Source organism: Arthrobacter sp. 9E16 (genome assembly GCF_002929435.1).
In the GTDB taxonomy this organism is placed as follows: Bacteria; Actinomycetota; Actinomycetes; order Actinomycetales; family Micrococcaceae; genus Arthrobacter_B; species Arthrobacter_B sunyaminii.
In genome coordinates this window covers 1173864-1198742 of the sequence record NZ_PJIU01000001.1, presented here as the reverse complement: position 1 = coordinate 1198742, position 24879 = coordinate 1173864, and the positions used below count along the sequence as shown (strand labels likewise).

Genomic DNA, 24879 nt, shown 5'->3' with positions numbered 1-24879 from the left:
CGCAGCACGGTCCGATGTGGGCATGGTTCGTCTGAAGAATGACGATTCCGCCTATGTCGGCCGCTATCTTGCCGTTGTTGCCGACGGCATGGGCGGCCATGCCGGCGGCAACGTCGCTTCCGCTTCCACCGTCCTGGATCTGGTGCACCTGGACCGCGGAGCGCACGACGACGAACCCCTCACCGTGCTCGCAGACGAGATTCAGGCGGCGAATTCGCTGCTCTCGGAACTGGTGACCACCAGCCCGCAGCTGTCCGGCATGGGTACAACGGTGACCGCACTCCTGCTCCACGGGAACAGGTTTGCCTTCGCCCACATCGGCGATTCACGCGCCTACCGCCTCAAAGACGGTGTTTTTGAGCAGATCAGCATTGACCATACTTTTGTCCAGCGGCTGATCGACGAGGGCCGGCTCCGACCCGAAGAAGCCGAAGTCCACCCCCACAAGAATGTCCTGATGCGCGTTCTGGGCGACGTGGATGCCAGTCCCGAACTTGATCTGGCCACCTTTGAAGTGGAGCCGGGCGAAAAATGGCTCCTGTGCTCCGACGGGCTGACCGCGGTCCTGAGGGACTCCGACATAGAGAACGTCCTGCGGGGCACCAGCGACCTCCAGCGCTGCGTCGACACCCTGGTTGAGCTCACCCTCTCCGGAGGCTCCCCTGACAACGTGACGGTTGCCGTCCTGGAAATCGAAGAAGTTCCGGATGATTCCCCGGCGGCGGCGGATGTGCCCGTCTCCGCACCAGGCGCCGCAGGCACTGAATCGCCCGCTGTTGCCTTGACGGAACGGGATCCGGGAGACTCGGAGGCAGACGACGACGAACCCGCCCGGGCGGAGCTGATCCGCCAGGACCTTTCCTCACGTCCCCACATTCTGGTGGGTGCGGCATCCCTTGCCACCGAGACCGGCCAGATCCCGATTGTCACCAAGCGCTCTGCCGAGCGCCGTGCAGCCCGTCTGCTGACCCACAAGGCGCCCCCCGGGTCAGAGCCGGCCGCCCCTGAGCAACCCGAAGCGGCGCCGAAGCGCCGCTGGATTGTCCCGGCGTTCCTTGCCCTGCTGGCGGTTCTGCTCGCGGCCGTTCTCTGGGTTGGCTACACCTGGACCCAAACCCGCTACTACGTGGGTTCCAGTGACAGCAACGTCGCTATTTACAACGGCGTCTCCCAGTCCCTTGGCCCCATCAAGCTTTCCTCCGTCACAGAGCAGACCGACATCCCCCTGGACAGCCTGCCGGAATACCAGCGCAACCGGGTTGAGGGCACCATTCCCGCCAAGGACCTGCTGCATGCCGAGCAAATTGTTGAAGACCTCCGGGGCACCGCGCGCATCAACAGCTGCGGCCCCTCCGCTCCTGCTACACCGGTGAAGGCCACCGCCAGTCCCGTTCCCAGCCCCACGGCGTCCGCCGGATCCACCGCGGCCGCCCAGTCCGCTGCCGATCCCGACAACTGCGGAGGGCGGAAGTAATGTCTGATGTACTGACAGTGCCCAAACCCCGGCGCAACATCGAGGCCGTACTGCTGCTCCTTGCCCTCCTTGTAGGCGTTGGCGCCAACATGGTGGTTGGCCTGGACCAGGACCGTGCCTTCGACTCGGATTTCTGGACCCAGGGAGCCACCCTCGTGGGACTGGTTCTTGCCTTCCACATAGTCCTCCGGATCCGTGCTAAATATGCCGACCCGGTAATACTTCCGATCGTCACGGCGCTCAACGGAATCGGCCTCGCCATGATCCACCGCCTGGACATCGCGAACAACGAGACCGCCGCTGACCGGCAGCTGCTCTGGAGCGCCGTCGCCGTAGCCGCGGCAATCGCTGTGTTCTTTGTGATCAAGGACCACCGGATCCTCCGCCGGTACACCTATATTTCACTGATCGTCAGCGCCATCCTCCTGCTCCTGCCTCTGACACCCATCGGACTGGAACTCAACGGCGCCCGCATTTGGATCCAGGTTGGCTCCGGAACATTCCAGCCCGGAGAAATCGCCAAAATCACCCTCGCTATATTCTTTGCCGGGTATCTATCCACCAACCGCGACCTCATCCTGCTGGCCGGCCGAAAGGTAGGCCCGCTGCAGCTGCCCCGGTTCAAGGACCTTGGCCCCATGATCGCGGCATGGCTCGTCAGCATCGGAGTGCTGGTCCTGCAGCGCGATCTGGGGTCCTCCATCCTGTTCTTCGGCCTTTTCATGGCCATGATCTACGTGGCCACGAGCCGCGTCAGCTGGGTCCTCATCGGTGTTGCCCTGCTCACCGCCGGCGGACTTGTTGCCATGCAGCTCTTCAGCCACGTCGCACTGCGGATCGACGGCTGGATCAATGCCTTCGACCCGGAGGTTATCGACCGTCCGGGCGGCAGCTGGCAGGTGGTCCAGGGCCTGTTTGGCCTGGCCAGCGGCGGACTCGCCGGAACCGGACTGGGACAGGGCCGGCCTGATCTGGTCATCTACGCCAATTCAGACATGATCATCGCCGCCCTGGGCGAAGAACTCGGCCTCATCGGCATCTTCGCCATCGTGCTGCTGTACGTGCTCCTGGTCTCCCGCGGATTCCGTGCAGCCCTGGGGACCCGTGACGGGTTCGGCAAACTGCTGGCCTGCGGATTGTCCTTCACCATCGCGCTGCAGTGCTTCGTGGTGATCGGCGGCGTGACCCGCCTGATCCCGCTGACCGGGCTGACCACGCCGTTCATGTCCGCCGGCGGCTCCTCGCTGCTGGCCAACTGGATCATTGTTGCCCTGCTGCTGCTGATCTCCGAGGCCGCCCGGCGCCCGGCCGCGATGGGCCCGATGCGCGGTCCCATGGTTCCAGCCATGCAGGATGCCGGTGCAGAGCCGGCCCCGCGCAAACGCTCACTGAGGAAAAAGGAGGCAAGCGGCTCATGAATCAAGCCATCCGGAACAGCTGGATCGTGGCCCTGTCCATGTTTGTCCTCATTCTCGGTTCACTAACCTACGTCCAGTTCTTTGCAGCCGAAGAACTCAACGCGAACCCGAACAACAACCGTACGATCTATAAGAACTTCGGCCAGAACCGCGGCTCAATTCTGGTGGACGGGGCGCCGATCGCGGAATCGGTGCCTTCGGGCGACCAGTTCAACTTCCAGCGCGTGTACTACGAGCCGGAACTGTATTCGCAGCTCACCGGGTACTTCTCCCTGGTCAGCGGCGTCACGCAGCTGGAGCGGGTTATGGACAAGGAACTGACCGGAACTAGTGACCAGCAGTTCTACGACCGCCTGGTGCAGCTCGTTTCCGGAAACCAGCCCCAGGGTGCCTCTGTTGAGCTGACAATCGACCCCGAACTGCAGCGCCTGGCCTATGACCTCATTCCTGAAGGGCAGAAGGGCTCCATCGTCATGATGGAGCCGAAGACCGGGAATATCCTGGCCATGGTTTCCAAGCCCAGCTATGACACCAACCTCCTGGCCGGCCACGACACCAAGGTCGTGGAGCAGAACATGCAGGAGCTGCTCACGGTGGAAGGCTTGTCCCCCTACACCAATGCCGCCACCGAATCGCTGCTGGCACCCGGCTCGGTTTTCAAGCTCGTAGATGCCGCCGCAGCGCTGGAGTCGGGTGACTTCAACGCCGATTCACAGATCGACAATCCCTCGGCCCTTCCCCTTCCGGGCACGAACATTTCCCTGCCGAACTATACGAACGGAAACTGCGGCACCCGCTCCGAGGCCACCATCGGGTTTGCCCTGGAACAGTCCTGCAACACCGTTTTTGCCCAGATTGCATGGGACCTCGGTGAAGAGGCGATCGTGACCCAGGCGGAGAAGTTCGGCTGGAACACCGCCCTGCACCTCCCCGAGCGCGGTATCGACCGGGTGGTAGCCAGCGGCTTCCCCACGGAACTGGACCAGGCGCAGTTGGCCCAGGCATCGATCGGGCAGTACAGCGTCACGGCCACGCCGCTCCAAATCGCCATGATGTCCGCGGCCATAGCCAACAACGGCGTGCAGATGACCCCCAATCTCATCCGCAACGTCCGGGCCGCCGATCTGTCCATCATCGACGAGCCGGAACCCGAGGTCCTGAACACTTCAGTGAGCCCGGAAACCGCCCGTCAGCTCACCGATTGGATGGTTGGCGTCGTGGACAACGGCACCGCGTCCGCAGCGCAGATTCCCGGCGTGAAGGTGGCCGGCAAAACCGGCACGGCGGAAGTGGAGGGCCGTGGCGATAATGCCTGGTTCACCGGCTTCGCACCCGCTGACAACCCCGAAGTGGTCATTTCCGTCGTCATGGAAGACGTGGAACTGACCACCGGAGCCCAATTGACCACTCCAAGCGCGCAGAAACTCCTAGAGGCGGTGTTGAATAAGTGAGGCCTACATCGGGAATCACCTTAGGCGGCAGATTCCAGCTCACCGACCGTATTGCCATTGGCGGTATGGGTGAAGTCTGGAAGGCACGGGACCTGGTCCTAGGCCGCATTGTTGCCATTAAGATCCTCAAGGAGGAGTACACCGGCGACCCCGGGTTCCTCAACCGGTTCCGGGCCGAGGCGCGCCACACTGCCCTCCTGAACCACGAGGGCATCGCCAATGTCTTTGACTACGGCGAAGAGGAGGGTTCGGCGTACCTGGTCATGGAGCTGGTGCCCGGCCTGCCGCTTTCCTCCATCATCGAACGCGACAAGAGCCTCCCGCCGGACCGCGCCCTCTCCATTATTGGGCAGACCGCCACCGCGCTGGCTGCAGCCCACAAGCAGGGACTGGTCCACCGCGACGTCAAGCCCGGCAACCTGCTGATCCTGCCCGACGGCCGGGTCAAGATCACAGACTTCGGCATTGCCCGCCTCGCCGACCAGGTGCCGCTGACCGCTACCGGCCAGGTGATGGGCACGGCCCAGTACCTGGCACCCGAACAGGCCACCGGGCAGCAGGCCACCGGTTCCAGTGACATCTACGCGCTTGGTGTCATCGGCTACGAGCTGCTGGCCGGAACCCGCCCCTTCTCCGGCGAATCCCAGATCGCCATTGCCCTGGCCCAGGTCAATGACACGCCGCCTCCGCTGCCCGAGAGCATTCCGCTTCCGGTGCGTGCGCTGATCATGTCCATGCTGGCCAAGGATCCGGCGGACCGGCCGTCCGACGCCGAAGCCCTGGCCCGCGCCGTCGCCGCCATCCGCCGCGGAGACATTACTGCTGCCGAAGCTGCCGTGCCCGGCATGCTGCTCTTCGGCGGCGGCGGAGCAACTGCCGTTGACGACGCCGTCACCGCCCCGGTCCCGACAGCCGGCACTTCCGCTACCCGCGTAGTGAACACCACGCCTTCCACGTCAGCCCTTCCCACCGTTGCAGGGGCAGCAGTGGGGGCAGACGACGCCACCGGCGAAGTAGCGGCGTCACGCGACTGGACAGATGAAGAAGTCGACGACGTCGACGACGCAGGCGATGACGGTGGAACCGGTGACGAAGCGCCGGCAAAGCGCCGCAGCCCGTGGACCATTCCGCTCATCGCCCTGCTGGTGCTGCTGGTTGGCGCGGCGGTTGCCGCCGTTGTGCTGACGGGAAACAATGATGACGATCCCGCCCCGGCTCCGGCCACCAGCTCGGCGGCCCCCAGCCCCAGCACCACCTCCCGGTCTGCTTCGGCCACTCCCACGGAGGAGGACGACGAGGGTATCCCCGTGAACGCAGCCAGCTACATCGGCCGCAGTTATGACGAAGTCCAGGCAGAACTGACCAACCTGGGACTGGCCGTCAGCCGGCTTGACGAGCCGTCTTCGGACTACCCCGAAGGCATTGTTACCGGCGTCAATCCCGTCGGTCCGCTGCCCGCCGGCACCCTGGTAACGGTTACGGTGTCAACCGGACCGGAGGAAGAGGAGGAGTCCACCCCCACGCAGTCGATGACAACCGTGCCCGGCGGTCTGACCGGCCAGACGGCCAACGCTGTCGAACAGCTGATCACCGCTGCCGGCCTCGTACCGGTCAACGGCGGCACCCAGCCGTCCAGCCAGCCGCAGGGAACCGTGCTGGCCGTAAACCCGTCCGAGGGTGCACCCCTGCCGCAGGGTTCCACGGTCACGTACTTCACCTCCGAGGGTCCCGCAGTGGAGACGACTGCTCCGACAAGCGTGCCTGAACCCACGGCCACCACCGCAGACACTGCCCCGGCGCAGCCCAACACAGCAACTTCGGCCGGGTAAGCGGACATGAGCGCTGAATTCCTTAAAGGACACCCCACACTGAACACAGAACGGGTACTCAACGACCGTTACGAGATCGGCGAGCTCATTGGGCGCGGCGGCATGGCTGACGTGTACCTGGGCCGTGACATCAGGCTGGGCCGTTCCGTTGCCATTAAGGTTCTGCGCCCTGATCTCGCCCGCGATCCGCTTTTCCAGTCCAGGTTCAGGCGTGAGGCCCAGGCCGTCGCAGGACTGAACCACCCCGCCGTCGTCAGCGTCTACGACACGGGTGATCAGGAATCCCCCGGAGCCTCTCCCGAGGATGTGCGCCTGCCCTTCATCGTGATGGAGTATGTCCCGGGCCGCACTATCCGGGAGCTGGTCAAGAGCGGCGAAATCACCACCGAAAAGGCGGTCGATTACGCCCTCGGAGTCCTTGCCGCACTGGAATACAGCCACCGGTCAGGAATCGTGCACCGGGACATCAAACCCGCCAACGTCATGGTGACCTCCGACGGCGGCGTCAAGGTCATGGATTTCGGGATCGCCCGGGCCATGGCTGACTCCGCTGCCACCATGACGCAGACCCAGGCGGTTATCGGCACCGCGCAGTATCTGTCGCCGGAACAGGCCCGCGGAGAAACCGTGGATGCCCGCAGCGACCTGTACTCGGCTGCCTGCCTGCTCTTTGAAATGCTCGCGGGACGTCCGCCTTTCATCGGCGACAGTCCGGTCTCCGTGGCGTACCAGCATGTCCGGGAAGTCCCGCCGGCAGCCAGCAGCTTCAACCCGGAGATACCGGCGGCACTTGATGCCGTACTCAAACGCGGCCTGGCCAAGGACCGTGCTGACCGTTACCAGGACGCCCACGAGTTCCGCGAGGCGCTCCTACGCGCCCGGAGCGGGGCTCCTGCCGCCGATGATCCGTCCCCTGCCACCCATCCGACCGAGGCACTGACAGTGTCCCCCGCCAAACGTCGCGCCGTGGATGTCAGCCCGATTGAGGACGAACCCAGGACCCGGGCCATGGCCCGGGTCCAGTCCGGCGGACCGCTCACCACTGCTCCGGACGAGGCAGGCAACCACGACGGCGATATGCCGGCGGCACTGGCCATCGGCAACACCGGAGACCGGGATCCGGACCAGAAGGCCCGGCGCCGGGCATGGATCACCACGCTGATCATTGTTCTGATTCTTCTGCTCGGAGCCGGTTCGGTGATGGCCTACAACATGCTCAATCCCAAGGAAACCGCACCGGTAACCAAGGTGATGCCCAACGTCCAGTCCAAGACGCAGACAGATGCCCTGAACATCATCATGGACGCCGGCTTTGGGCCGCCCACCATCGAGCCGCAGTACAGCGACACAGTGAAGGCCGGCCTGGCCATCGGAACCGAGCCCGAGGGCGGTACCGATGTTCCGGTGGACCGCAAGGTCACCCTGTTCATCTCGCAGGGGCCGTCAACGGTCGTGATTCCGGACCTGTCCGGGAAGACCGAGCCGGAAGCCCGGGATACCCTCCGATCCCTTGGTCTGCAGGGCGGAACCACAAACGAAGCCAACAGTGCCACGGTGGCCGCCGGCAGGGTCCTGTCCACCACTCCCGCCACCGGGGCATCCGTCCCGCCGGGAACCACGGTGGATCTCGTGCTGTCCACCGGTAATGTGACGGTCCCGGATCTGGTGGGGTCCCCGCTGGAGAACGCGCAGATCATCTTGGCGGATCCGACTCTGCAGCTGACCTTCACCGTCAACGAGGTCGAGAGCGCTTTGGTGGAGCCGGGCATCGTGATGGAGCAGAGTATTCCCGCAGGCATGGACGTCGAGCAGGGCGCCACGATCTCCCTGACAGTGGCAAAGGCGCCCGCGGAACCCACTAAGGAGCCTTCGCCGAGCACCACCGCTTCCCCGGATCCTTCGCCGTCCGAACCGGCGAAAAAGAAGAAGGACGACTAACCGGAGGCTCAGTGCGGGGAGTTTTCCCGTGTCGTGGACATCAAAGGGCTGAGGGTAGCGGCATGCTCTGCCGCTCCGGCCAAACCCAGGCTTTCCAGCCAGTTGCCCAGCATCTGGTATCCACCCTCGGTCAGGACGGATTCGGGGTGGAATTGAACGCCTGACAGGGGAGCCGAGATATGTTTCAGGCCCATAATGATGCCGCTGTCCGTCCGTGCCGTGACCTCGAGGTCCCCGGGAATGGTGTCGGCGACAGCGGCCAGTGAGTGGTAGCGCGTTGCTGTCACAGGACTGGGCAGACCGCGGAACACATCTGTGCCCTCGTGCCGGACCGAAGACGTCTTGCCGTGCATCAGTTCCGGGGCATGGGTAACGGTGCCCCTGTATGCCTCGGCCAGAGCCTGGTGTCCCAAACAGATGCCCAGCATGGGTTTGCTGTTTTCTCCGCACCAGCGGATCAAATCGACGCACACCCCTGCTTCGGCAGGTGCTCCGGGGCCCGGTGATACCAGAACACCGTCGCGGGCGGAGGCCAGTTCGATCGCTTCCGGCAGACTCACGTCGTCGTTGCGCACCACTGTGGTTTCGGCTCCAAGCTGCTGCAGATATCCCACCAGCGTGTAGACAAAGCTGTCGTAGTTGTCGACGACCAGAATGCGGATGGTGCTCATGGGGCTAGGAACCTTCAATCGTGGAATCAGTGAGGGGACTGAGGAAGCTGAATTCGGAGAACCACGGGAAAACCCACGTCATCAGCAGGAGCACCGCACCGGCGATCAGCACGAGGGCGATGAGGATACGGGTCCAGAGGGGACCCGGGAGGCTCCGAAAGATCCAACCGTACATTTAGCCTGCTCCTTGGGCATTATGGGCAACCTGGGGTGCTATCTCTGCCGGGGGACCGGCAGAGAGCGGCTGCCACGAGTCCATGACCGCGTACGCAATGATGCGTTCCTCGGCGCCGAACCGGGGATTGCAGCTGGTCATGGTGAGGAACCGTTCGGTGGGCACAGCAGCCGGCTGCGTCGGCACCGGCGCGATCACGTCCACCCGGTCCGGCAGGACAATTTGGTTGTTGCGGTAGACGTAGCTGTAATAGCCGTCCTTGGTCTGAACATAAATTTTATCGCCCGGGACCAGGGTGTGGATGGCGTCAAGTACCTGCCCGTGGGTTTGGCGGTGTCCTGCCACTGCAAAGTTGCCCACTTCACCGGGCATCGCAGTTGAGGGGTAATGACCCAGCCCCAGCGAATCCAGCACCGCGGTTCCCACTCCGCTTGTCACCGGGCGTGAGTAAGTCTCTCCGAACCGCGGAATGTAAACCACGGCAAAGGTGCGGCCCTCCTCTTCGATGGCAGGAAGGACCGCAGGGTCTCCGTAATCAGGACCGTCCGCTGCCGGCTCCGGCACCGGCTCCACCGGGCCGTCGAACTCCGCGAACAGGTTGCCCACAGCCTGGTCCTGCTTGCGGTTGGCGTCGATGTTGGTCCACCAGAGCTCCCACACCACGTACAGGACCAGGAGCAGCCCCAGAGTAATAAGCAGCTCGCCAAGAATTTGGATAATCCATTGGCCGGGGCTGCGCCCCTGCCGGCGGTTGCGGGCGCCGTGCGACCCCACGGGAGCGTGAGCTTCCCTGCGAGACATGGCCACGGTTCCCCTTTCCAGAAGTAGATGCGGGCCGGCGCAGACGGCGCGCATACGCCGCGCCATTCGCTACGATGATTACAAGGGAAACAGCCAGGTGCGGTGGCGCCCCCAGTCAGGATACAGCCGGGCAGCAGCCCGGTGCGGCAGCACTGCACCCACGGCCCCGCCATGACCGTACCGACCGGCGTCCAAGAGCCGGTTCCGCTAGGAGGATCCGTGCCCGAGTCCAAGTCCCGCAAGAAACCCGCAGCTGCACCGCCCGCCGCCAAGGCCTCGTCAGCTCCGAAGCCAAATCCGGTCTGGTACAAGCCCGTCATGTTTGGCCTGATGATTATTGGCCTGCTGTGGATTATCGTCTTCTACATTTCCCAGGGTGCCTATCCGGTTCCGGCGCTCGGCGGCGGCAATATCCTGGTGGGATTCGGCATTGCCATCGTTGGCTTCCTGATGACCACGCGCTGGCGCTGACCAGCTGCACCAGTACCCTGTCCGCCTCCGCTGCCTTCCGCAGCGGAGGCGTTTTCTTTCTCTGCCTGTGCAGAAACCTTGTACACACTCTGTGCACAGAGTTATCCACAGGTGTGTGTAACTTTTCCCGTACAAGTGGGGAAATCCGCGCAGTCTCGGGGCTGAGAGTTATCCACAACTGTGGAATTACATGTGTGTAACTTCTTTTTGCCTCTGGATAACCTGTTCATAGCCATCCATCGACCCTGTGGATAACTCTGGGTCATCAGTGGAGAGCACCACGGACCCGGCCCGCCTGATCCGGTGCGGAGGCGCCGCAGCTCACCTGAAATCAATGCCGCGGGGGCTTAATCGCCGCAGGTTTGCCGTACCGCAGCCCCGGGAATGAGCGGCCGCAGCCGATGGACTCCGCCGAGTTATTAACACTGTGGGTATCCCTGTGGATAACACCAGGCCGGCTGTGGATCACCGAACCGCCGCTGGAAGCGTCAGATAAGACCCTTGGCTGCCGCCAGCACCGCGGAAATAATACATAGGAACACCACGATTGAGGCCAGGCCGCCAAACTGCACGAGGTTCCGGTTCTTCCCCTTGGGCGCGTAGACCAGGACCGCCGCGCAGGCGATACCTGTCAGCAATCCGCCCAGGTGCGCCTGCCACGCAATGTTGGGCACAAAGAATCCCAGCGCAAAGTTGACCGCCAGCAGGATCAGCACGCTTCGCACGCTGGCCCGGCGCTGCAGCAGCACCACCAGCAGGGCGCCAAAGAGGCCAAAGATGGCCCCCGATGCACCAACAACCGGCTGGTTGATGGGGCTGAGCAGCAGCACGCCCACCGATCCGCCCAGTGCGGACACCAGATACAGCAGAGCGAAACGCAACCTGCCCAGCGCCGGTTCCAGTCCCTGGCCCAAGAACCAGAGGGCGTAGAGATTGAAGGCTATGTGCAGTACTCCGGAAGGGGAGTGCAGGAACGCTGAGGACAGCATCCGCCAGGGCTCGATTCCGGTGTACAGCGGTGCGTACCAGAGCTCGTAGGTGAACGGCGGGTAGAAGAACTGGATGGCGAAGAAGATGCCGCAGATGACCATCAGGGTGATGGTGACCACCGGCTTTCCAGTGGAGACCTTTCCGCCGTAGGGGGTGCGGTAGGCAGGTGACTGGCGCCGGCTTTCCGAAAAGCAGTCCGCACACTGGATGCCCACCGGCGCCGTGTGCTGGCACTCAGGACAGGCCGGACGGCCGCAGCGCTGGCAGCGGATGTAGCTGATCCGATCCGGATGACGCGGACAGACCGGCACCTGTGAGGCAGGTGTTTCAGCAGGCACTCCATACGACATTTGCGTTTACTCCCAGAGAGAAATGAGGCCAGATGAACGAAAGGCCCCGGCCGAAATTTCCGACCGGGGCATCCGTGAACTGGTTAGAGCTGTTCGACGGTGATGCTGTTGATGACAACGTCTTCGGCCGGCTTGTCGCGCATATCGGTGGCGACGGCGTTGAGCTGGTCGACCAGGGCGCGTGATTCGTCGTCGGCTACCTCGCCGAAGATGGTGTGCTTGCCCTGGAGCCAGGTGGTCGGGACCGAAGTGATGAAGAACTGTGAACCGTTGGTTCCGCGGCCCATCTGGATTCCGGCGTTTGCCATGGCCAGCTTGTACGGGGTGGAGAAGTCCAGGTCCGGGTTGATCTCGTCATCGAACTGGTAACCCGGTCCGCCGGTGCCGCGGCCCAGAGGATCGCCGCCCTGGATCATGAAATCCTTGATGATGCGGTGGAAGATGGTGCCGTCATACAGCGGGCGGCTGGTCTTCTCACCCGTCGCCGGGTCGGTCCACTCGATTTCACCGGTGGCCAGGCCAACAAAGTTCTTGACGGTCTTGGGCGCGTGGTTGCCGAAGAGGTTCACCTTGATGTCGCCCATGGACGTGTGGATGGTCGCAATTGCGGTAGGAATAGCAGTCATATGCAACATTCTTCCACGGCAGGGCAGCAGACGGGCAGAATTTCGCCGGTTCAGCGCACAGTGAAAAGTCCGCCCCGCCCAGCCCGTCAATAGCACACAGTTGCCAAGTCAACGTAGGGTAAGGAATGAACCGACACTATCCCGGGAGGTAGTTTTGAAGAAGAAGGACCGCATGGCCCGTGACTTTGAATCCAATGTCACTGCAGGCGTAGAAACAGCACGTGACTGGGCAACGCCCAAGGTTGAGGCCGCTCGTGACTGGGCAATGCCCCGCATCGAAAAGGGTATCGAGACCGCTTCGCCCAAAATCCAGGAAGGCATCAAGCGCGCCGGCGACGGCGTTGCTGCCGGGGTAGCAACGGTCACGCCGCGCATCCAGGATGGTCTGCAGAAGGTGGGTCCGAAGATCAGCCACGCAGTGGACGAGGCAACTCCCCGTATCCAGCACACCCTCGACCGTGCAACTCCGGTCATCACCGGAGCCCGTGACAAGGTTGTGGATGATTACATCCCCACCCTGTCCAACCGCATCGGCGATGCATCGGCAACGGTCACGCGTTCCCTCGGTACCGCGTCCGTGCCCGTGCAGACTGCCGTGGCGAAGGTTACCGGCAACAAGAAGGCCTTGAAGAAGGCCCAGAAGGCTGCCGCCCGCGCTGCGAAGGAAGCCCGCAAGAACCAGAAGGGCGGCGGCAAGGGCTGGCTGATCTTCGGCATCATTGCAGCGGCAGTTGCAGCCGGAGTTGCAGCATGGCGTGCGTCGCGTCCGGTGGAGGACCCCTGGAAGACCCCGGCCCCCGCCAAGCCGGAGACCATTAAGGTTCCCGAGCCCAAGCCTGCTTCCACCGAACCCGCAGCCCCCAAGGCCGCCGCAGCTGCCACCGCGCCTGCTCCGGTTGCTGCCAAGTCCGAGGACTCCGCGTCCAAGGCTGCTGCCAACGGCAAGGAATCCGTGCAGGAAACCAAGGAAACCGTGGCCAGCATCAAGGAAGCAGCCGAACGCGCAGCTGCCCGCAGCGGCGAGAAGGCCGCTGAAGCAGGCAAACACAGCAAGGAAGCAGCAGCCAAGGCATCCGACGCTGTGAAGACCTCCGGCGCACACGCTGACAAGCCGGACGAAAAGACTGCCGAGTAAGCAGGCCTGGCACCGCAGTACGCTTGACCTTCAAGAGGGCTCCCGCTCAGCGGGGGTCCTCTTTTGCGTGCGGCCCCGTTAGCGGGAGATCCTCCCTGCTAGTTCTCGACATCTCCGCCCAGTGCGGGGGGTGCCGGCGGCAGAGCGCCCGTGCGGGCAGCTTTGCGTCCCTGGCCCGTGACCACCACGGCGAGGCCCGCGAGGATGAGCGCCAGGCCCCCGTAGGTCCCGGCCGGCAGTTGTTCTCCGAGGAACACAGCGGCAAGAATGGCTGCCCCGGGGATTTCCAGCAGAATGATCATGGAAACGACCAGCGGCGAGATGACGGCCAGCAGGTGGTTGAAGACGCTGTGCCCCAGGATCTGGGCCACCAGGGTCACGGCCAGGATCCCGAGCCAGGCCTGGGGTGTGAAAGTCACCACGGGCTGACCGAAGACGGCGCACAGGAGGAGCAGGATCAGCGAGCACAGGCCGTAGCAGAGGGAGGTGTAGGTCCCGGTGCTCATGGTGGCCCGGGCCTTGCCTCCGGCGATGGTGTAGAGGCCTGCCAGGGCTCCGCCGGCGACGGCCAGCAGATCCCCCAGGGCTGCTTCACGGGAAAGCGTGAGGTCAAAGCCGGTAATGACAACGACGCCGGCCAGCGCTGCTCCCAGCCCGGCAAGCACGCGTGGTGCAACGTGGATGCCCCGGCACAGGTTGAAGAGGGCTATCCAGCCCGCTTGAAGGCAGACCAGCGCTGTTGCTGCTGCAACGGAGGTGAGTTTGAGGGAGGTGATGAAGCAGGCGAAGTGCAGGGCGAGTGCGAGCGAGGCGATGAAGGTCCACTTGGCCTCGGTCCGGGAGAGCCGGGTAAATCCGCCGGGATTGCGCAGTGCCGTGGGAACTCCCATGATCACCGCGCCCAGGGCGTTGCGCCAGAAGGCAATGGCCAGAGCCGGCGCAGCCGTTGCCGCCATGATGGGGCCGGAGGCTGATACACCCAGGACGCCGATCACGGCGAGTAAAACGATCACCAGAGCAACAATAGATGACCGCAGGCACTGCGTGATGAAGCCGGGTGTTAAAGCAGAAAGTCCCGGCCAGCAGGCCGGGACTTTCTTTCGGTGGAGGCACGGGGACTCGAACCCCGAACCCCCTGCTTGCAAAGCAGGTGCGCTACCAATTGCGCCATGCCCCCGAATGTGAACTCATCCAGTGTATCCCACCCTGACGTGCGGTGGAACCGGAATCATTCTTTTGTGGAAATTTAGTCAACCTTGTCGGTTGATGCCTTCCATACGGATTTCTCCGCAGCAGATTCCTGCCATTTTTTTGCGGCAAAGATTCCTGCGACCGCCGCTGCAGCTAGTGCCAGCAACTTCTTCACAGTGCCTCCTTGCCTTGTGGTTCACCACCTTGCAGTGATGTTCCGTGGGCGCACCAGGACTTGAACCTGGGACCTCTTCGTTATCAGCGAAGCGCTCTAACCGCCTGAGCTATGCGCCCCGATACCTTCTCGGGCCGAGATAAAACTTTACCCCACCTCTGCCCGGAACCCAAATCCGGTTCGGTTTTCCTGCGGTCCCGGAGTTTTTTCTCTCCGGGACCGCAGGAAAACAGAAAATACAACGGGCTTTTTAGTCGTCTGTCAGGGTGACGCCGATGCCGCCCACAAGGGTGGAGGCAATGTTGTACAGCACTGAAGCAAGCATGGACAGCGCGGTCAGCAGCAGGACGTTGACGACGGCGATGATGGTGGCGAAGGAGACCACCTGTCCCAGCGAGGCAAACTCACGCAGGTCGAATCCGCCGGATTCGCTCCCGGCGATCTCGCCGAGCAGCGAGTTGACCCGGTCAAAGATGCCGGTCAGGTCCAGTACGGTCCAGATCACAATCGCGGCCACCACGGTTACGACGCCGAGGGCCACCGACAGCAGGAAAGCCATCTTCAGGACCGACCACGGGTCGATCTTGCTCACGAGCAGACGGGCTTTGCGGGCCTTGGCCTTGGGGGCCGGCTTTACCAGCGGCTGCCGGTTCGCCGGAGCGCTCTGACCACCTCCGGGACGCTGGGCGGGGCGCGCGGGTGTCTTTACCCGGGGTCCTGTGCCCGAAGCCGACCTGGGATTTGAGTTGGTCGAGCTCACTCGTTACCTCCATCTTCTGCTGACTGTGCATCCTGCTCAGCCGTTTTGTCTGTAGCCAACGGTACTTCATCCACACCGGTGCCTACAGACTCTGCAACCGTCCCCGTGGCTCCGTCAGCGGCATCGGGAGCGCTCTCACCGGCGTCGTCGTCCGTCTCTTCAATTCCCAGATCACGCTCGGAGTTTCGGGCCACGGCGATGATGCGGTCATTCTTGTCCGGCTTGGCGAAAATGACGCCCATGGTGTCGCGGCCCTTCGCCGGAACCCCGGCAACGGAGGAGCGGACAACCTTGCCGCCCTGCATGACCACCAGGACTTCGTCTTCTTCCTGCACGATCATGGCGCCCACCAGGTGCCCGCGGTCCTCGGCGTACTTGGCAACCTTGATGCCCAGACCGCCGCGGCCCTGAACCCGGTATTCATCCACCGCGGTCCGCTTGGCGTATCCGCCTTCGGTCACAATGAACACATAGGAGTCCTCGGTGACAACGTCAGCTGCCAGCAGTTCGTCATCCTCGCGGAACTTCATGCCGGTGACGCCCGAGGTGGCCCGGCCCATGGGGCGAAGGGCGTCGTCAGTGGCGGTGAAGCGCAGTGACTGGCCCTTGCGGGACACCAGCATCAGGTCATCGGTTTCGGAGACCAGCTGGGCGGAAACGAGTTCGTCGCCGTCGCGCAGGTTGATGGCAATGACGCCGGCGGAACGGTTGGTGTCGTAGTCCTCCAGCCGGGTTTTTTTCACCAGTCCGCGCTTGGTCGCGAGGACCAGGTACGGAGCGGCGTCGTAGCCGGGCAGGTCAAGGACCTGGGCAATGTGCTCATCCGGCTGGAAGGCCAGCAGGTTGGCCACGTGCTGGCCCTTGGCGTCACGGCCGGCTTCCGCCAGTTCGTAGGCCTTGGCCCGGTACACGCGGCCCAGGTTGGTGAAGAACAGCAGCCAGTGGTGCGTGGTGGTGACGAAGAAGTGCTCGACGACGTCGTCGCCGCGCAGCTGTGCGCCCTTGATACCCTTGCCGCCGCGTGCCTGCTGGCGGTAGTTGTCGCTGCGGGTCCGCTTGACGTATCCGCCGCGGGTGATGGTAACCACCATTTCCTCTTCGGGAATGAGGTCTTCCATGCTCATGTCGCCGTCATAGCCCATCACGATGTGGGTGCGGCGGTCATCGCCGTACTTCTCCGCGATTTCGTGCAGTTCTTCGCTGACGATCTGCCGCTGGCGCGCGTCCGATGCCAGGATGGCGTTGTATTCGGCGATTTCGGTCTGCAGCTTGGCGTGCTGGTCCTGGATCTTCTGGCGTTCCAGGGCGGCCAGGCGGCGCAGCTGCATGTCCAGGATGGCCTGGGCCTGCAGTTCATCGATGTCCAGCAGGCCCATGAGGCCGTTGCGGGCCTCTTCAACCGTGGTGGAGCGGCGGATCAGGGCAATGACATCGTCCAGGGCATCCAGGGCCTTGAGCAGGCCGATGAGGATGTGCGCCACTTCTTCGGCCTTGCGCAGCCGGTAGCGGGTGCGGCGGACGATAACTTCCAACTGGTGGGTGACCCAGTGGCGGATGAACGCGTCAAGGCTCAGGGTGCGGGGCACTCCGTCCACGATCGCCAGCATGTTCGCGCCGAAGTTTTCCTGCAGCTGTGTGTGCTTGTACAGGTTGTTCAGGACCACCTTGGCCACGGCGTCGCGCTTGAGCACGATCACCAGGCGCTGGCCGGTGCGGCCGGAGGTTTCATCGCGCATGTCGGCGATGCCGGAGACCTTGCCGTCCTTGACCAGTTCGGCGATCTTGATGGCGAGGTTGTCCGGGTTGGCTTGGTAGGGGAGTTCGGTCACCACCAGGCAGGTGCGGCCCTGGAGTTCCTCGACGTTGACGACGGCGCGCATGGTGATGGAGCCGCGGCCGGTCCGGTAGGCGTCTTCGATTCCCTTGTGGCCCAGGATCTGAGCGCCGGTGGGGAAGTCCGGGCCCTTGATCCGCCGGATCAGTTCCTCGAGCAGGACGTCGTTGGGGGCGTCCGGGTTTTCCAGGTACCACTGGACGCCGTCGGCCACTTCGCGCAGGTTGTGCGGGGGAATGTTGGTGGCCATACCCACCGCGATGCCGGAGGAACCGTTGACCAGCAGGTTGGGGAACCGTGCCGGCAGGATGGTGGGTTCCTGGTTGCGGCCATCGTAGTTGTCCATGAAATCGACGGTTTCCTCGTCGATGTCACGGACCATTTCCATGGCGAGGGGTGCCATCTTGGTTTCGGTGTACCGCGGGGCGGCTGCGCCGTCGTTGCCGGGGGAGCCGAAGTTGCCCTGGCCCAGAGCCAGCGGGTAGCGCATGGTCCAGTCCTGGATCAGGCGGACCAGGGCATCGTAGATGGCCGAGTCGCCGTGCGGGTGGTACTGGCCCATGACTTCACCCACCACGCGGGCGCACTTGTTGAACGAGCGTTCGGGGCGGTAGCCGCCGTCGAACATCGCGTACAACACGCGGCGGTGCACGGGCTTCAGGCCGTCGCGCACATCCGGCAGGGCACGCCCGACGATGACCGCCATGGCGTAGTCCAGGTAGGACCGCTGCATTTCAGTCTGCAGATCGATCTGTTCAACCCGGTCTGAGAGGGTCTCTTCACTCATTGGTTGTTCCGTTCTTCAAAAACTCTGTAAATCCGCGGGCGCAGGGGAATCTCGTTCCTAGATGTCCAGGAAGCGCACATCCTTGGCGTTCTGCTGGATGAAGTTGCGGCGGGATTCAACGTCCTCGCCCATCAGGACGGAGAAGATCTGGTCCACGGCAGCGGCATCGTCCATGGTGACCTGCAGCAGCGTGCGGTGGTCGGGATCCATGGTGGTGTCCCAGAGCTCGGTGTAGTCCATCTCACCCAGGCCCTTGTAGCGCTGGATACCGTTGTCCTTGGGCAGGCGCTGGTTGTTGGCCAGGCCGCGGGCCACCACTTCGTCGCGTTCACGGTCGCTGTAAACGTAGTCGTGGGCATGGTTGGACCACTTGATGCGGTACAGCGGCGGCTGCGCCAGGTACACGAAACCGCTCTCGATGAGCGGGCGCATGTAGCGGAAGAGCAGCGTCAGCAGCAGCGTGGTGATGTGCTGGCCGTCAACGTCGGCATCAGCCATCAGCACGATCTTGTGGTAGCGGGCCTTCTCGACGTCGAAATCCTCGCCGATGCCCGCGCCGAAGGCGGTAATCATGGACTGGACTTCGGCGTTTCCCAGCGCGCGGTCCAGACGGGCGCGTTCCACGTTGAGGATCTTGCCGCGCAGCGGGAGGATGGCCTGGGTTTCGGGGTTGCGGCCGCGGACGGCGGAACCGCCTGCGGAGTCACCCTCCACAATGTAGATTTCCGACTTGGACGGGTCCTTGGAGGAGCAGTCCTTGAGTTTGCCGGGCATTCCGCCCGATTCCAGCAGGCCCTTGCGGCGGGTGGACTCGCGGGCCTTGCGGGCTGCCAGGCGCGCCTGGGAGGCCTGGATGGATTTGCGGATCACGTCACGGGCGGGGCCGGGGTTGCGCTCCAGCCAGTCCCCGAGCTGGTCGGTGACCACGCGCTGCACGAAACCCTTGACCTCGGAGTTTCCCAGCTTCGTCTTGGTCTGGCCTTCGAACTGCGGCTCGGCCAGCTTCACGGAAATGACTGCGGTCAGGCCTTCGCGGATGTCATCACCGGTGAGGTTGTCATCCTTTTCCTTGATGATGTTCTTCTCACGGGCATACCGGTTGATCAGGGACGTCATGGCAGCACGGAAACCCTCTTCGTGGGTGCCGCCTTCATGCGTGTTGATCGTGTTGGCGTAGGTGTGGACGCTCTCCGAGTAGGCGGTGGTCCACTGCAGGGCCATTTCCACGGCCATTTTCTTGTCACTGTCTTCGGTTTCAAAGGCAATGACGTCGTCGTGGACGGCTTCGTACTTCTTGGACGTGTTCAGGTACTTGACGTAATCAAGGAGCCCGTCCTTGTACATGTAATCGACCACGCGGTGCTTGGGACCGGTCTCGGTTCCGTCCTCAGACGGTGCTTCGGCGATTTCCTCGGCGTCTTCTTCGACGGTCCGCTCATCGGTGAGGACAATCCGCAGTCCCTTGTTCAGGAACGCCATCTGCTGGAACCGCGCCCGCAGGGTCTCGAAGTCGAACTCCGTGGTTTCAAAGATGGAGGGGTCGGGATAGAACGTCTGGATGGTGCCGGTCTCGTCGGTGGCCTCGCCCTTGCGAAGGCCTCCCACCGGATGACCGCCGTCGGCGAAGCTCTGGTGCCAGACAAATCCCTGGCGCCGAATTTCGGTTTCCACTCGGGCCGAGAGGGCGTTGACCACGGAAATGCCCACACCGTGCAGACCGCCGGAGACCGCGTACCCGCCGCCGCCAAACTTTCCGCCGGCGTGCAGGATGGTCATGACCACCTGGACGGTGGGCATGTTTTCGGTGGGGTGCATGTCCACGGGGATACCGCGGCCGTTGTCGCTGACCCGTACACCGCCGTCGGCCTGGAGCGTCACGTCAATGCGGTCGCAGTACCCGGCCAGGGCTTCGTCAACGGAGTTGTCCACCACTTCGTACACCAGGTGGTGCAGCCCGCGGGGCCCGGTGGAACCGATATACATGCCCGGACGTTTCCGGACGGCTTCCAGTCCTTCCAGCACGGTGATTTCGTTGGCGCCATACTCGTGCGGAGCAGGTGCGTCAGCCTCGCTGTGGTGCTCTGGCGTTACGTCAGCGTTGTCCATCTCATTGTCGTTAGCCACAGGTGCTGTCGACTCCTCAGTGTGTTGGTCAAATTAGAACGCCTCCCCCAGGGCAGGCGTCTCAACTACCAATTCTACCGTGTCGTGGGGGTCAATACCGGCCAAAACACCCCCTAAGCGGCCACCAAAGCATGTTTTGAGACGATTCCAACCCCTTCTCCAAGTCCGGATATGACTGCAGGGGTTCCCGAGCCGCTGAACGGCGTCAGGCAACTCCCGGGGATCCGGTTGAGAGGACGCGCCGGTTACCCGTAAGTGTCGCGCGGGCCGCGGCCCTTGACGCTGCGCAGGCCCTTGCGCCAGTTCGGCGCGGCCGGGCCGATGACTTCAATTTTGGTCACTACGCCGGGACCCAGCTCGGCGTCGAACCGGCTGATCAGCGAGCTGCGCAGCAGCCGCAGCTGGGTGGCCCAAGCCGTGGAATCACAGCGGACCTGCACTGTTGTGTCCGAAAAGGACTCGGGTGTGCAGTGCGCACTGACCTCGGGGCCCACGAGTTCCTCCCAGCGGGAAATCACCGATCCCACCGCTACGGGCGAATTCCAGCCGCGTTCGCTGACAAAGCGGTTGAAGACCTTGCCCACCCCCTGGGGGTCCCTGCCGGTGTATTCGCCGGGCACAAACGGCAGGGCGGACCGCTTCTGCCCGGCCTTGCGCCGGCTCGGAGAAATTCGCTGGTTGCCGCGGGACTGGGCGGCCTGGCGCATCCGGTTCAGTTGGGCCTGCGCAGCATCCTGGCGGACCTCCGGCTCCCCGGTTTCCCGGTTTTCATCGGCATCAGAGGGCGGGAACACTAATGCCTCCGGGAACTACGGTGATCTGTTCCCCGGCAAGAGCTTCGGGGATGTCTCCGGCCACCGCAGCGGTAACAAGCACCTGTTCCGCGCCGGCGACGATCCCGGCCAGGCGGCCGCGGCGCTGGACATCCAGTTCCGCAAACACATCGTCGAGGATCAGGATGGGGCCTGCTCCCGGAGTCTCATCATCGCTGAGGAGCAAATAGTAAGTTCCCAGGCGCAGGGCCAGGGCAAACGACCAGGTCTCGCCGTGGGAGGCATAGCCCTTGGCCGGTGCCTGCCCGAGGATCAGCTCCAGATCGTCGCGGTGGGGTCCCACCAGGGAGATGCCGCGTTCCAGTTCCCGGCGCCGGTTGGCGGCAAACGCCGCCAGGAACCGCTCGGCCAGCTCCTGTTCACTGAGCCCGTAGAGTTCCTCCGGGTCTGAATCACCGACGACGGCGCCGTCGTCGTTCACTGCTCCCTGCAGCGTGGAGCGGTACACGGCCCGAGCCGCCTTGCTGCCGTCGGTCAGATCACGGTAGGCGCTCTGCAGGTGAGGCTGCAGGCGCTGCAGAGCGGAGAGCCGGGCCGCCAGCAGGCTGGCACCGGCCACCGCCATGTGCTGGTCCCATACCTCCAGGGTTGCCTCGTGGGACGAGGTGAACCGTCCGGCGGCGCGGGCGGATTTCAGCAGTGCGTTGCGCTGTTTCAGGACGCGCTCATAGTCGCTTCGGGTGGCTGCATGGCGGGGGACCAGGGACACGATCAACTCATCGATGAACCGGCGCCGGCTGGAGGGATCTCCCTTGACCAGTGCCAGATCCTCAGGGGCGAACAGTACCGTGCGGCACATGCCCAGGATGTCGCGGGCACGCACGGGGTTGGCGCGGTTGATCCGGGCCCGGTTGGACCGTCCCGGATTGAGTTCCAGTTCAACGCTGGTGCGCTGGCTGCCCCGCACGAGCCGGGCGCGGACGAGGGCCTGGCCGGCGTCAAAAGACACCAGCGGGGCATCACTGCTCACCCGGTGGGAGGAGAGCGACGCCAGATAACCGATCGCTTCGACGATGTTTGTTTTCCCGGTGCCGTTGGGGCCGACAAAAACTGTGACTCCGGGTTTAAGTTCCAGATCAAGCTGCGCATAACTGCGAAAACCAGTCAGGGAGAGGTAATCAATGTACAAACCCGTCCACCTTTTCCTGCCTTCCACCTGCAACTAGTCCTGTACTTCCCACCCTACTGCCGCAGATTACTCCGGGCTTCCAGTCTCATCGACTGCTGCCCGCGGCACGTCGGGATCCTGCCGCCGGGAGGCCACGTCCGGAGGCGTTTCGGGCGGCACGACGTCATCCGTTGACCTGACGCTGTGACCGCCAAACTGGTTTCGCAGCGCAGCCACCATTTTCATGGCCGGTGAATCTTCCTGCCGGGACACAAACCTGGCATACAGGGCGGCCGTGATGACCGGCGCGGGGATGCCGTTGGCCACAGCCTCCTGGACCGTCCACCTGCCTTCGCCGGAATCCTCCGCATAGCCGGCAACGCGGCTTAGTCCCGGATCTTCATCCAGGGCGTTGACCATCAGATCCAGCAGCCACGACCGGATGACGGTGCCGTCCTGCCAGGCCCGCATCACTCCGGGAACATCCGTAATGATGTCTTTGCCTGCCAGCAGTTCGTAGCCCTCGGCATAGGCCTGCATCAGGCCGTACTCGATGCCGTTGTGGATCATCTTGGCGTAATGGCCCGCGCCAACGGCGCCGGCATGCACAAAGCTGCGCTCACGCTCGCCCTCCGGCCGCAGAGCGTCCAGGACCGGCATCGCCAGGGCAATGTCCGCCGCTTCGCCGCCGGCCATCAGGCCGTAGCCGTTCTCCCTGCCCCAGACTCCTCCCGAGACGCCGCAGTCCATAAAGCGGATTCCCGTTGCGGCGAGTTTCTCCGCGTTGCGGATATCGGCGTCGTACCGGGAATTGCCTCCGTCTATTACCAGATCACCGGGTGAGAGCACTTCCGCCAGCTCGCGAATAACGGCTTCAGTGACCTCCCCTGCCGGCACCATCAGCCACACCACCCGCGGTGAAGGAAGTTCCGAGGCCAGCTCGGTTACCGACATCACGTCGCTGACCACGGGATTCCGGTCAAAGCCGGTAACGTCAATGCCGTTACGGCGCAGCCGTTCGCGCATGTTGAAACCCATTTTGCCGAGTCCGATGAGGCCTATGTGCATGGCAGGTTCCTCTTCTTTGCGGTCGCGGACGGCTTCCGCGGCGCTGGCCTATTGGTTGGGCAGCCGCACCGGCATCAACAGGTACCGGTAGTCCTCCCGGTCGTCCCCCGTGAGCTCTTCCTGGGCCGAAATAACGGCCGGCTTCGGCGGCGTCGTAAAGGAGAAACGCACGTACTTGCTCGGGAAGGCACCCAGACCCTCGCTGAGATAATGCGGATTGAAAGCCACCGTAATGTCGTCGCCGATCAGGGACGCCTCCAGTGCCTCCGAGGCCTGGGCATCCTCGCCGGTGCCTGCATCCAGGGTGACCTGGCCGTCGGTGAAGGCAAGCCGGACCGGAGTATTTCGCTCCGCTACCAGGGACACACGGCGCACGGCTTCGACCAGGGCGCTGGTTTCCACTGTGGCGTGAATGGGTGTGTTGTCCGGGAACAGGGACCGGATCTTGGGGTAGTCGCCGTCGACGAGGAGCGATGTGGTGCGGCGGCCGCCGCTTTCGAAGCCGATCAGTTCGCTGTCATCGGAGAAGGCAATATTCAGGTCACCGGCGCCGCCGAGGGTTTTTGCCACCTCGTTCAGGGTCTTGGCTTTGACCAGTGCACTGGTGGAGATGCCGGGAGTGGACGGCTTCCATGACAGTTCCCGCAGGGCCAGACGGTAACGGTCCGTGGCCAGGAAGGTGATGAGATCGTCTTCAATTTCCATCCGCACGCCGGTGAGGATGGGAAGCGTGTCATCTCGGCTGGCGGCAATGATGACCTGGGAGACAGCCTGGGCAAACGCATCGCCGTCCACAACACCGCTGACCTCAGGAAGGGCAGGAAGTTCGGGATATTCGGCCACGGGCATAGTGGCGAGGTTGAAGCGGCTGTTGCGGCAGGTCAGGGTCACCTTCGACCCGTCAGTTTCCACCTCGACGGGTGCCGACGGGAGGCTGCGGCAGATTTCGGCGAGCAGCCGGCCCGAGACCAGGATGGTCCCTTCTTCGGCGATATCGGCCGCGATCTGCAGCCTGGCCGAAATCTCGTAGTCGAAGCTTGCGATGCTCAGTGATCCGCTCTCCGCTTTGATCAGCAGGCCCGACAGAACCGGAACCGGGGGACGCGGCGAGAGGGAACGCGCTGTCCATGTAACCGCTTCGGCCAGGACATCCCGCTCAACTCTGAACTTCACTGCAGGGTGCCGCCTTTCACAACGTACTTCTCAGTACAACTGAATCTTCATGACAAGTGAGGGAGCATCGCCGCGCGCTGCGGCGCCGCAGCTGCACCGCGTTCGAGACACCATCTCAGGATGGGCTGCGAATGACAACAATACTCTGTGCCAGCTTAGCGCCAGACCCGCCGCATATGCACGGCGCCGGAGGCATCTTCGGATGCAGTCCTCTGTGATCTGAAGAGACATCCGATGTTCGTTCCGGCAAGGAAGCGCAAGTGGTCCGGAAAGGTCAGATGTTATTTGATGGAACCGAATTTCTTAAGGTTCGTAGTGTTAATAACTCCTGTGGATACTGTGGATAACCTAGTCGATCGCGGCGTCATGGCTTTTGTTGCCTGTGGATAACCTGTGGGCACCGCATGCCGCGTCCAGGCCGGGCTGTGGGGAACTTTTTTGTAATTCCGCGTATCCACAGGGAAGTGCAGCTCGTTGGGAGTTATCCACCGGGTTAT

At 63.4% G+C, this 24879-nt stretch carries 21 protein-coding genes and 2 tRNA genes; 7 read left to right on the top strand and 16 right to left on the bottom strand.

Annotation, left to right across the window (positions count from 1 at the left end):
* Positions 1 to 22: 22 nt before the first annotated feature.
* The 5 genes from CXR00_RS05735 to pknB are packed head-to-tail and all read left to right on the top strand — an operon-like array spanning position 23 to position 8110.
* On the top strand, positions 23 to 1474 hold the full coding sequence (locus CXR00_RS05735) for a PP2C family serine/threonine-protein phosphatase (RefSeq protein WP_104053760.1): 1452 nt from the start codon (positions 23 to 25) through the stop codon (positions 1472 to 1474).
* Positions 1474 to 2892, top strand: coding sequence for an FtsW/RodA/SpoVE family cell cycle protein (locus tag CXR00_RS05730; protein ID WP_104053492.1), 1419 nt, complete (start codon positions 1474 to 1476; stop codon positions 2890 to 2892). The genes CXR00_RS05735 and CXR00_RS05730 overlap by 1 nt, the downstream gene beginning before the upstream one ends.
* Entirely contained in the window at positions 2889 to 4343 is a 1455-nt protein-coding gene (locus tag CXR00_RS05725; protein WP_104053491.1) for a penicillin-binding protein 2, read from the top strand. Before CXR00_RS05730 ends, CXR00_RS05725 begins: the two co-directional genes overlap by 4 nt.
* Positions 4340 to 6172 carry a protein kinase gene (locus CXR00_RS05720; protein WP_104053490.1) on the top strand — a complete coding sequence of 611 codons (1833 nt, stop codon included), beginning with the start codon at positions 4340 to 4342 and terminating at the stop codon, positions 6170 to 6172. The genes CXR00_RS05725 and CXR00_RS05720 overlap by 4 nt, the downstream gene beginning before the upstream one ends.
* Positions 6173 to 6178: 6 nt before the next feature.
* Positions 6179 to 8110: a Stk1 family PASTA domain-containing Ser/Thr kinase gene (gene pknB, locus CXR00_RS05715; protein ID WP_181032484.1), complete on the top strand. Its 1932-nt coding sequence runs from the start codon at positions 6179 to 6181 to the stop codon at positions 8108 to 8110.
* 8 nt (positions 8111 to 8118) lie between these two features.
* Here the strand turns inward: pknB and CXR00_RS05710 are convergent, their stop codons facing one another.
* The 3 genes from CXR00_RS05710 to CXR00_RS05705 are packed head-to-tail and all read right to left on the bottom strand — an operon-like array spanning position 8119 to position 9757.
* Entirely contained in the window at positions 8119 to 8781 is a 663-nt protein-coding gene (locus tag CXR00_RS05710; RefSeq protein WP_104053489.1) for an aminodeoxychorismate/anthranilate synthase component II, read from the bottom strand.
* A gap of 4 nt (positions 8782 to 8785) precedes the next feature.
* Entirely contained in the window at positions 8786 to 8956 is a 171-nt protein-coding gene (locus CXR00_RS18215) for a hypothetical protein (protein ID WP_181032189.1), read from the bottom strand.
* Positions 8957 to 9757, bottom strand: a complete 801-nt coding sequence (locus CXR00_RS05705; protein ID WP_104053488.1) for a class E sortase — start codon at positions 9755 to 9757, stop codon at positions 8957 to 8959.
* A 219-nt stretch (positions 9758 to 9976) separates the two neighbouring features.
* On the opposite strand from CXR00_RS05705, the gene CXR00_RS05700 reads away from it, so the two are divergent.
* Positions 9977 to 10228: a cell division protein CrgA gene (locus CXR00_RS05700; protein WP_104053487.1), complete on the top strand. Its 252-nt coding sequence runs from the start codon at positions 9977 to 9979 to the stop codon at positions 10226 to 10228.
* A gap of 488 nt (positions 10229 to 10716) precedes the next feature.
* Here the strand turns inward: CXR00_RS05700 and CXR00_RS05695 are convergent, their stop codons facing one another.
* Both CXR00_RS05695 and CXR00_RS05690 read right to left on the bottom strand, forming a co-directional pair.
* Positions 10717 to 11433: a rhomboid family intramembrane serine protease gene (locus tag CXR00_RS05695; protein ID WP_308470491.1), complete on the bottom strand. Its 717-nt coding sequence runs from the start codon at positions 11431 to 11433 to the stop codon at positions 10717 to 10719.
* A 218-nt stretch (positions 11434 to 11651) separates the two neighbouring features.
* The gene (locus CXR00_RS05690; RefSeq protein WP_104053485.1) at positions 11652 to 12194 is read right to left on the bottom strand and encodes a peptidylprolyl isomerase; all 543 of its coding nucleotides are present in this window, start codon (positions 12192 to 12194) and stop codon (positions 11652 to 11654) included.
* 154 nt (positions 12195 to 12348) lie between these two features.
* Between CXR00_RS05690 and CXR00_RS05685 the strand changes: the two genes are divergently transcribed.
* On the top strand, positions 12349 to 13329 hold the full coding sequence (locus CXR00_RS05685) for a hypothetical protein (protein ID WP_104053484.1): 981 nt from the start codon (positions 12349 to 12351) through the stop codon (positions 13327 to 13329).
* A gap of 98 nt (positions 13330 to 13427) precedes the next feature.
* Here CXR00_RS05685 and CXR00_RS05680 read toward each other — a convergent pair whose 3' ends face one another.
* The 11 genes from CXR00_RS05680 to dnaN all read right to left on the bottom strand — a co-directional run bounded on the left by CXR00_RS05680 (position 13428) and on the right by dnaN (position 24382).
* Complete coding sequence (locus CXR00_RS05680; RefSeq protein ID WP_104053483.1) at positions 13428 to 14342, bottom strand: DMT family transporter; 915 nt, start codon at positions 14340 to 14342, stop codon at positions 13428 to 13430.
* A gap of 91 nt (positions 14343 to 14433) precedes the next feature.
* Positions 14434 to 14506: transfer RNA gene (locus CXR00_RS05675), tRNA-Ala, on the bottom strand.
* A 69-nt stretch (positions 14507 to 14575) separates the two neighbouring features.
* Entirely contained in the window at positions 14576 to 14695 is a 120-nt protein-coding gene (locus CXR00_RS18395; protein ID WP_216202331.1) for a DLW-39 family protein, read from the bottom strand.
* Positions 14696 to 14740: 45 nt separating this feature from the next.
* Positions 14741 to 14814: transfer RNA gene (locus CXR00_RS05670), tRNA-Ile, on the bottom strand.
* Between the two features lie 131 nt (positions 14815 to 14945).
* Complete coding sequence (locus CXR00_RS05665; RefSeq protein ID WP_104053482.1) at positions 14946 to 15455, bottom strand: DUF3566 domain-containing protein; 510 nt, start codon at positions 15453 to 15455, stop codon at positions 14946 to 14948.
* On the bottom strand, positions 15452 to 18076 hold the full coding sequence (gyrA, locus tag CXR00_RS05660; protein ID WP_104053481.1) for a DNA gyrase subunit A: 2625 nt from the start codon (positions 18074 to 18076) through the stop codon (positions 15452 to 15454). The genes CXR00_RS05665 and gyrA overlap by 4 nt, the downstream gene beginning before the upstream one ends.
* Before the next feature lie 57 nt (positions 18077 to 18133).
* Positions 18134 to 20182, bottom strand: coding sequence for a DNA topoisomerase (ATP-hydrolyzing) subunit B (gene gyrB / locus CXR00_RS05655; RefSeq protein ID WP_104053480.1), 2049 nt, complete (start codon positions 20180 to 20182; stop codon positions 18134 to 18136).
* Positions 20183 to 20445: 263 nt separating this feature from the next.
* Positions 20446 to 20994: a DUF721 domain-containing protein gene (locus CXR00_RS05650; RefSeq protein WP_237688633.1), complete on the bottom strand. Its 549-nt coding sequence runs from the start codon at positions 20992 to 20994 to the stop codon at positions 20446 to 20448.
* The gene (gene recF, locus CXR00_RS05645) at positions 20978 to 22162 is read right to left on the bottom strand and encodes a DNA replication/repair protein RecF (RefSeq protein WP_104053479.1); all 1185 of its coding nucleotides are present in this window, start codon (positions 22160 to 22162) and stop codon (positions 20978 to 20980) included. Before recF ends, CXR00_RS05650 begins: the two co-directional genes overlap by 17 nt.
* A 66-nt stretch (positions 22163 to 22228) precedes the next feature.
* Positions 22229 to 23209: a phosphogluconate dehydrogenase (NAD(+)-dependent, decarboxylating) gene (gene gnd, locus CXR00_RS05640; protein ID WP_104053478.1), complete on the bottom strand. Its 981-nt coding sequence runs from the start codon at positions 23207 to 23209 to the stop codon at positions 22229 to 22231.
* A gap of 48 nt (positions 23210 to 23257) precedes the next feature.
* Positions 23258 to 24382, bottom strand: a complete 1125-nt coding sequence (dnaN, locus tag CXR00_RS05635) for a DNA polymerase III subunit beta (RefSeq protein ID WP_104053477.1) — start codon at positions 24380 to 24382, stop codon at positions 23258 to 23260.
* Positions 24383 to 24879: the final 497 nt, after the last annotated feature.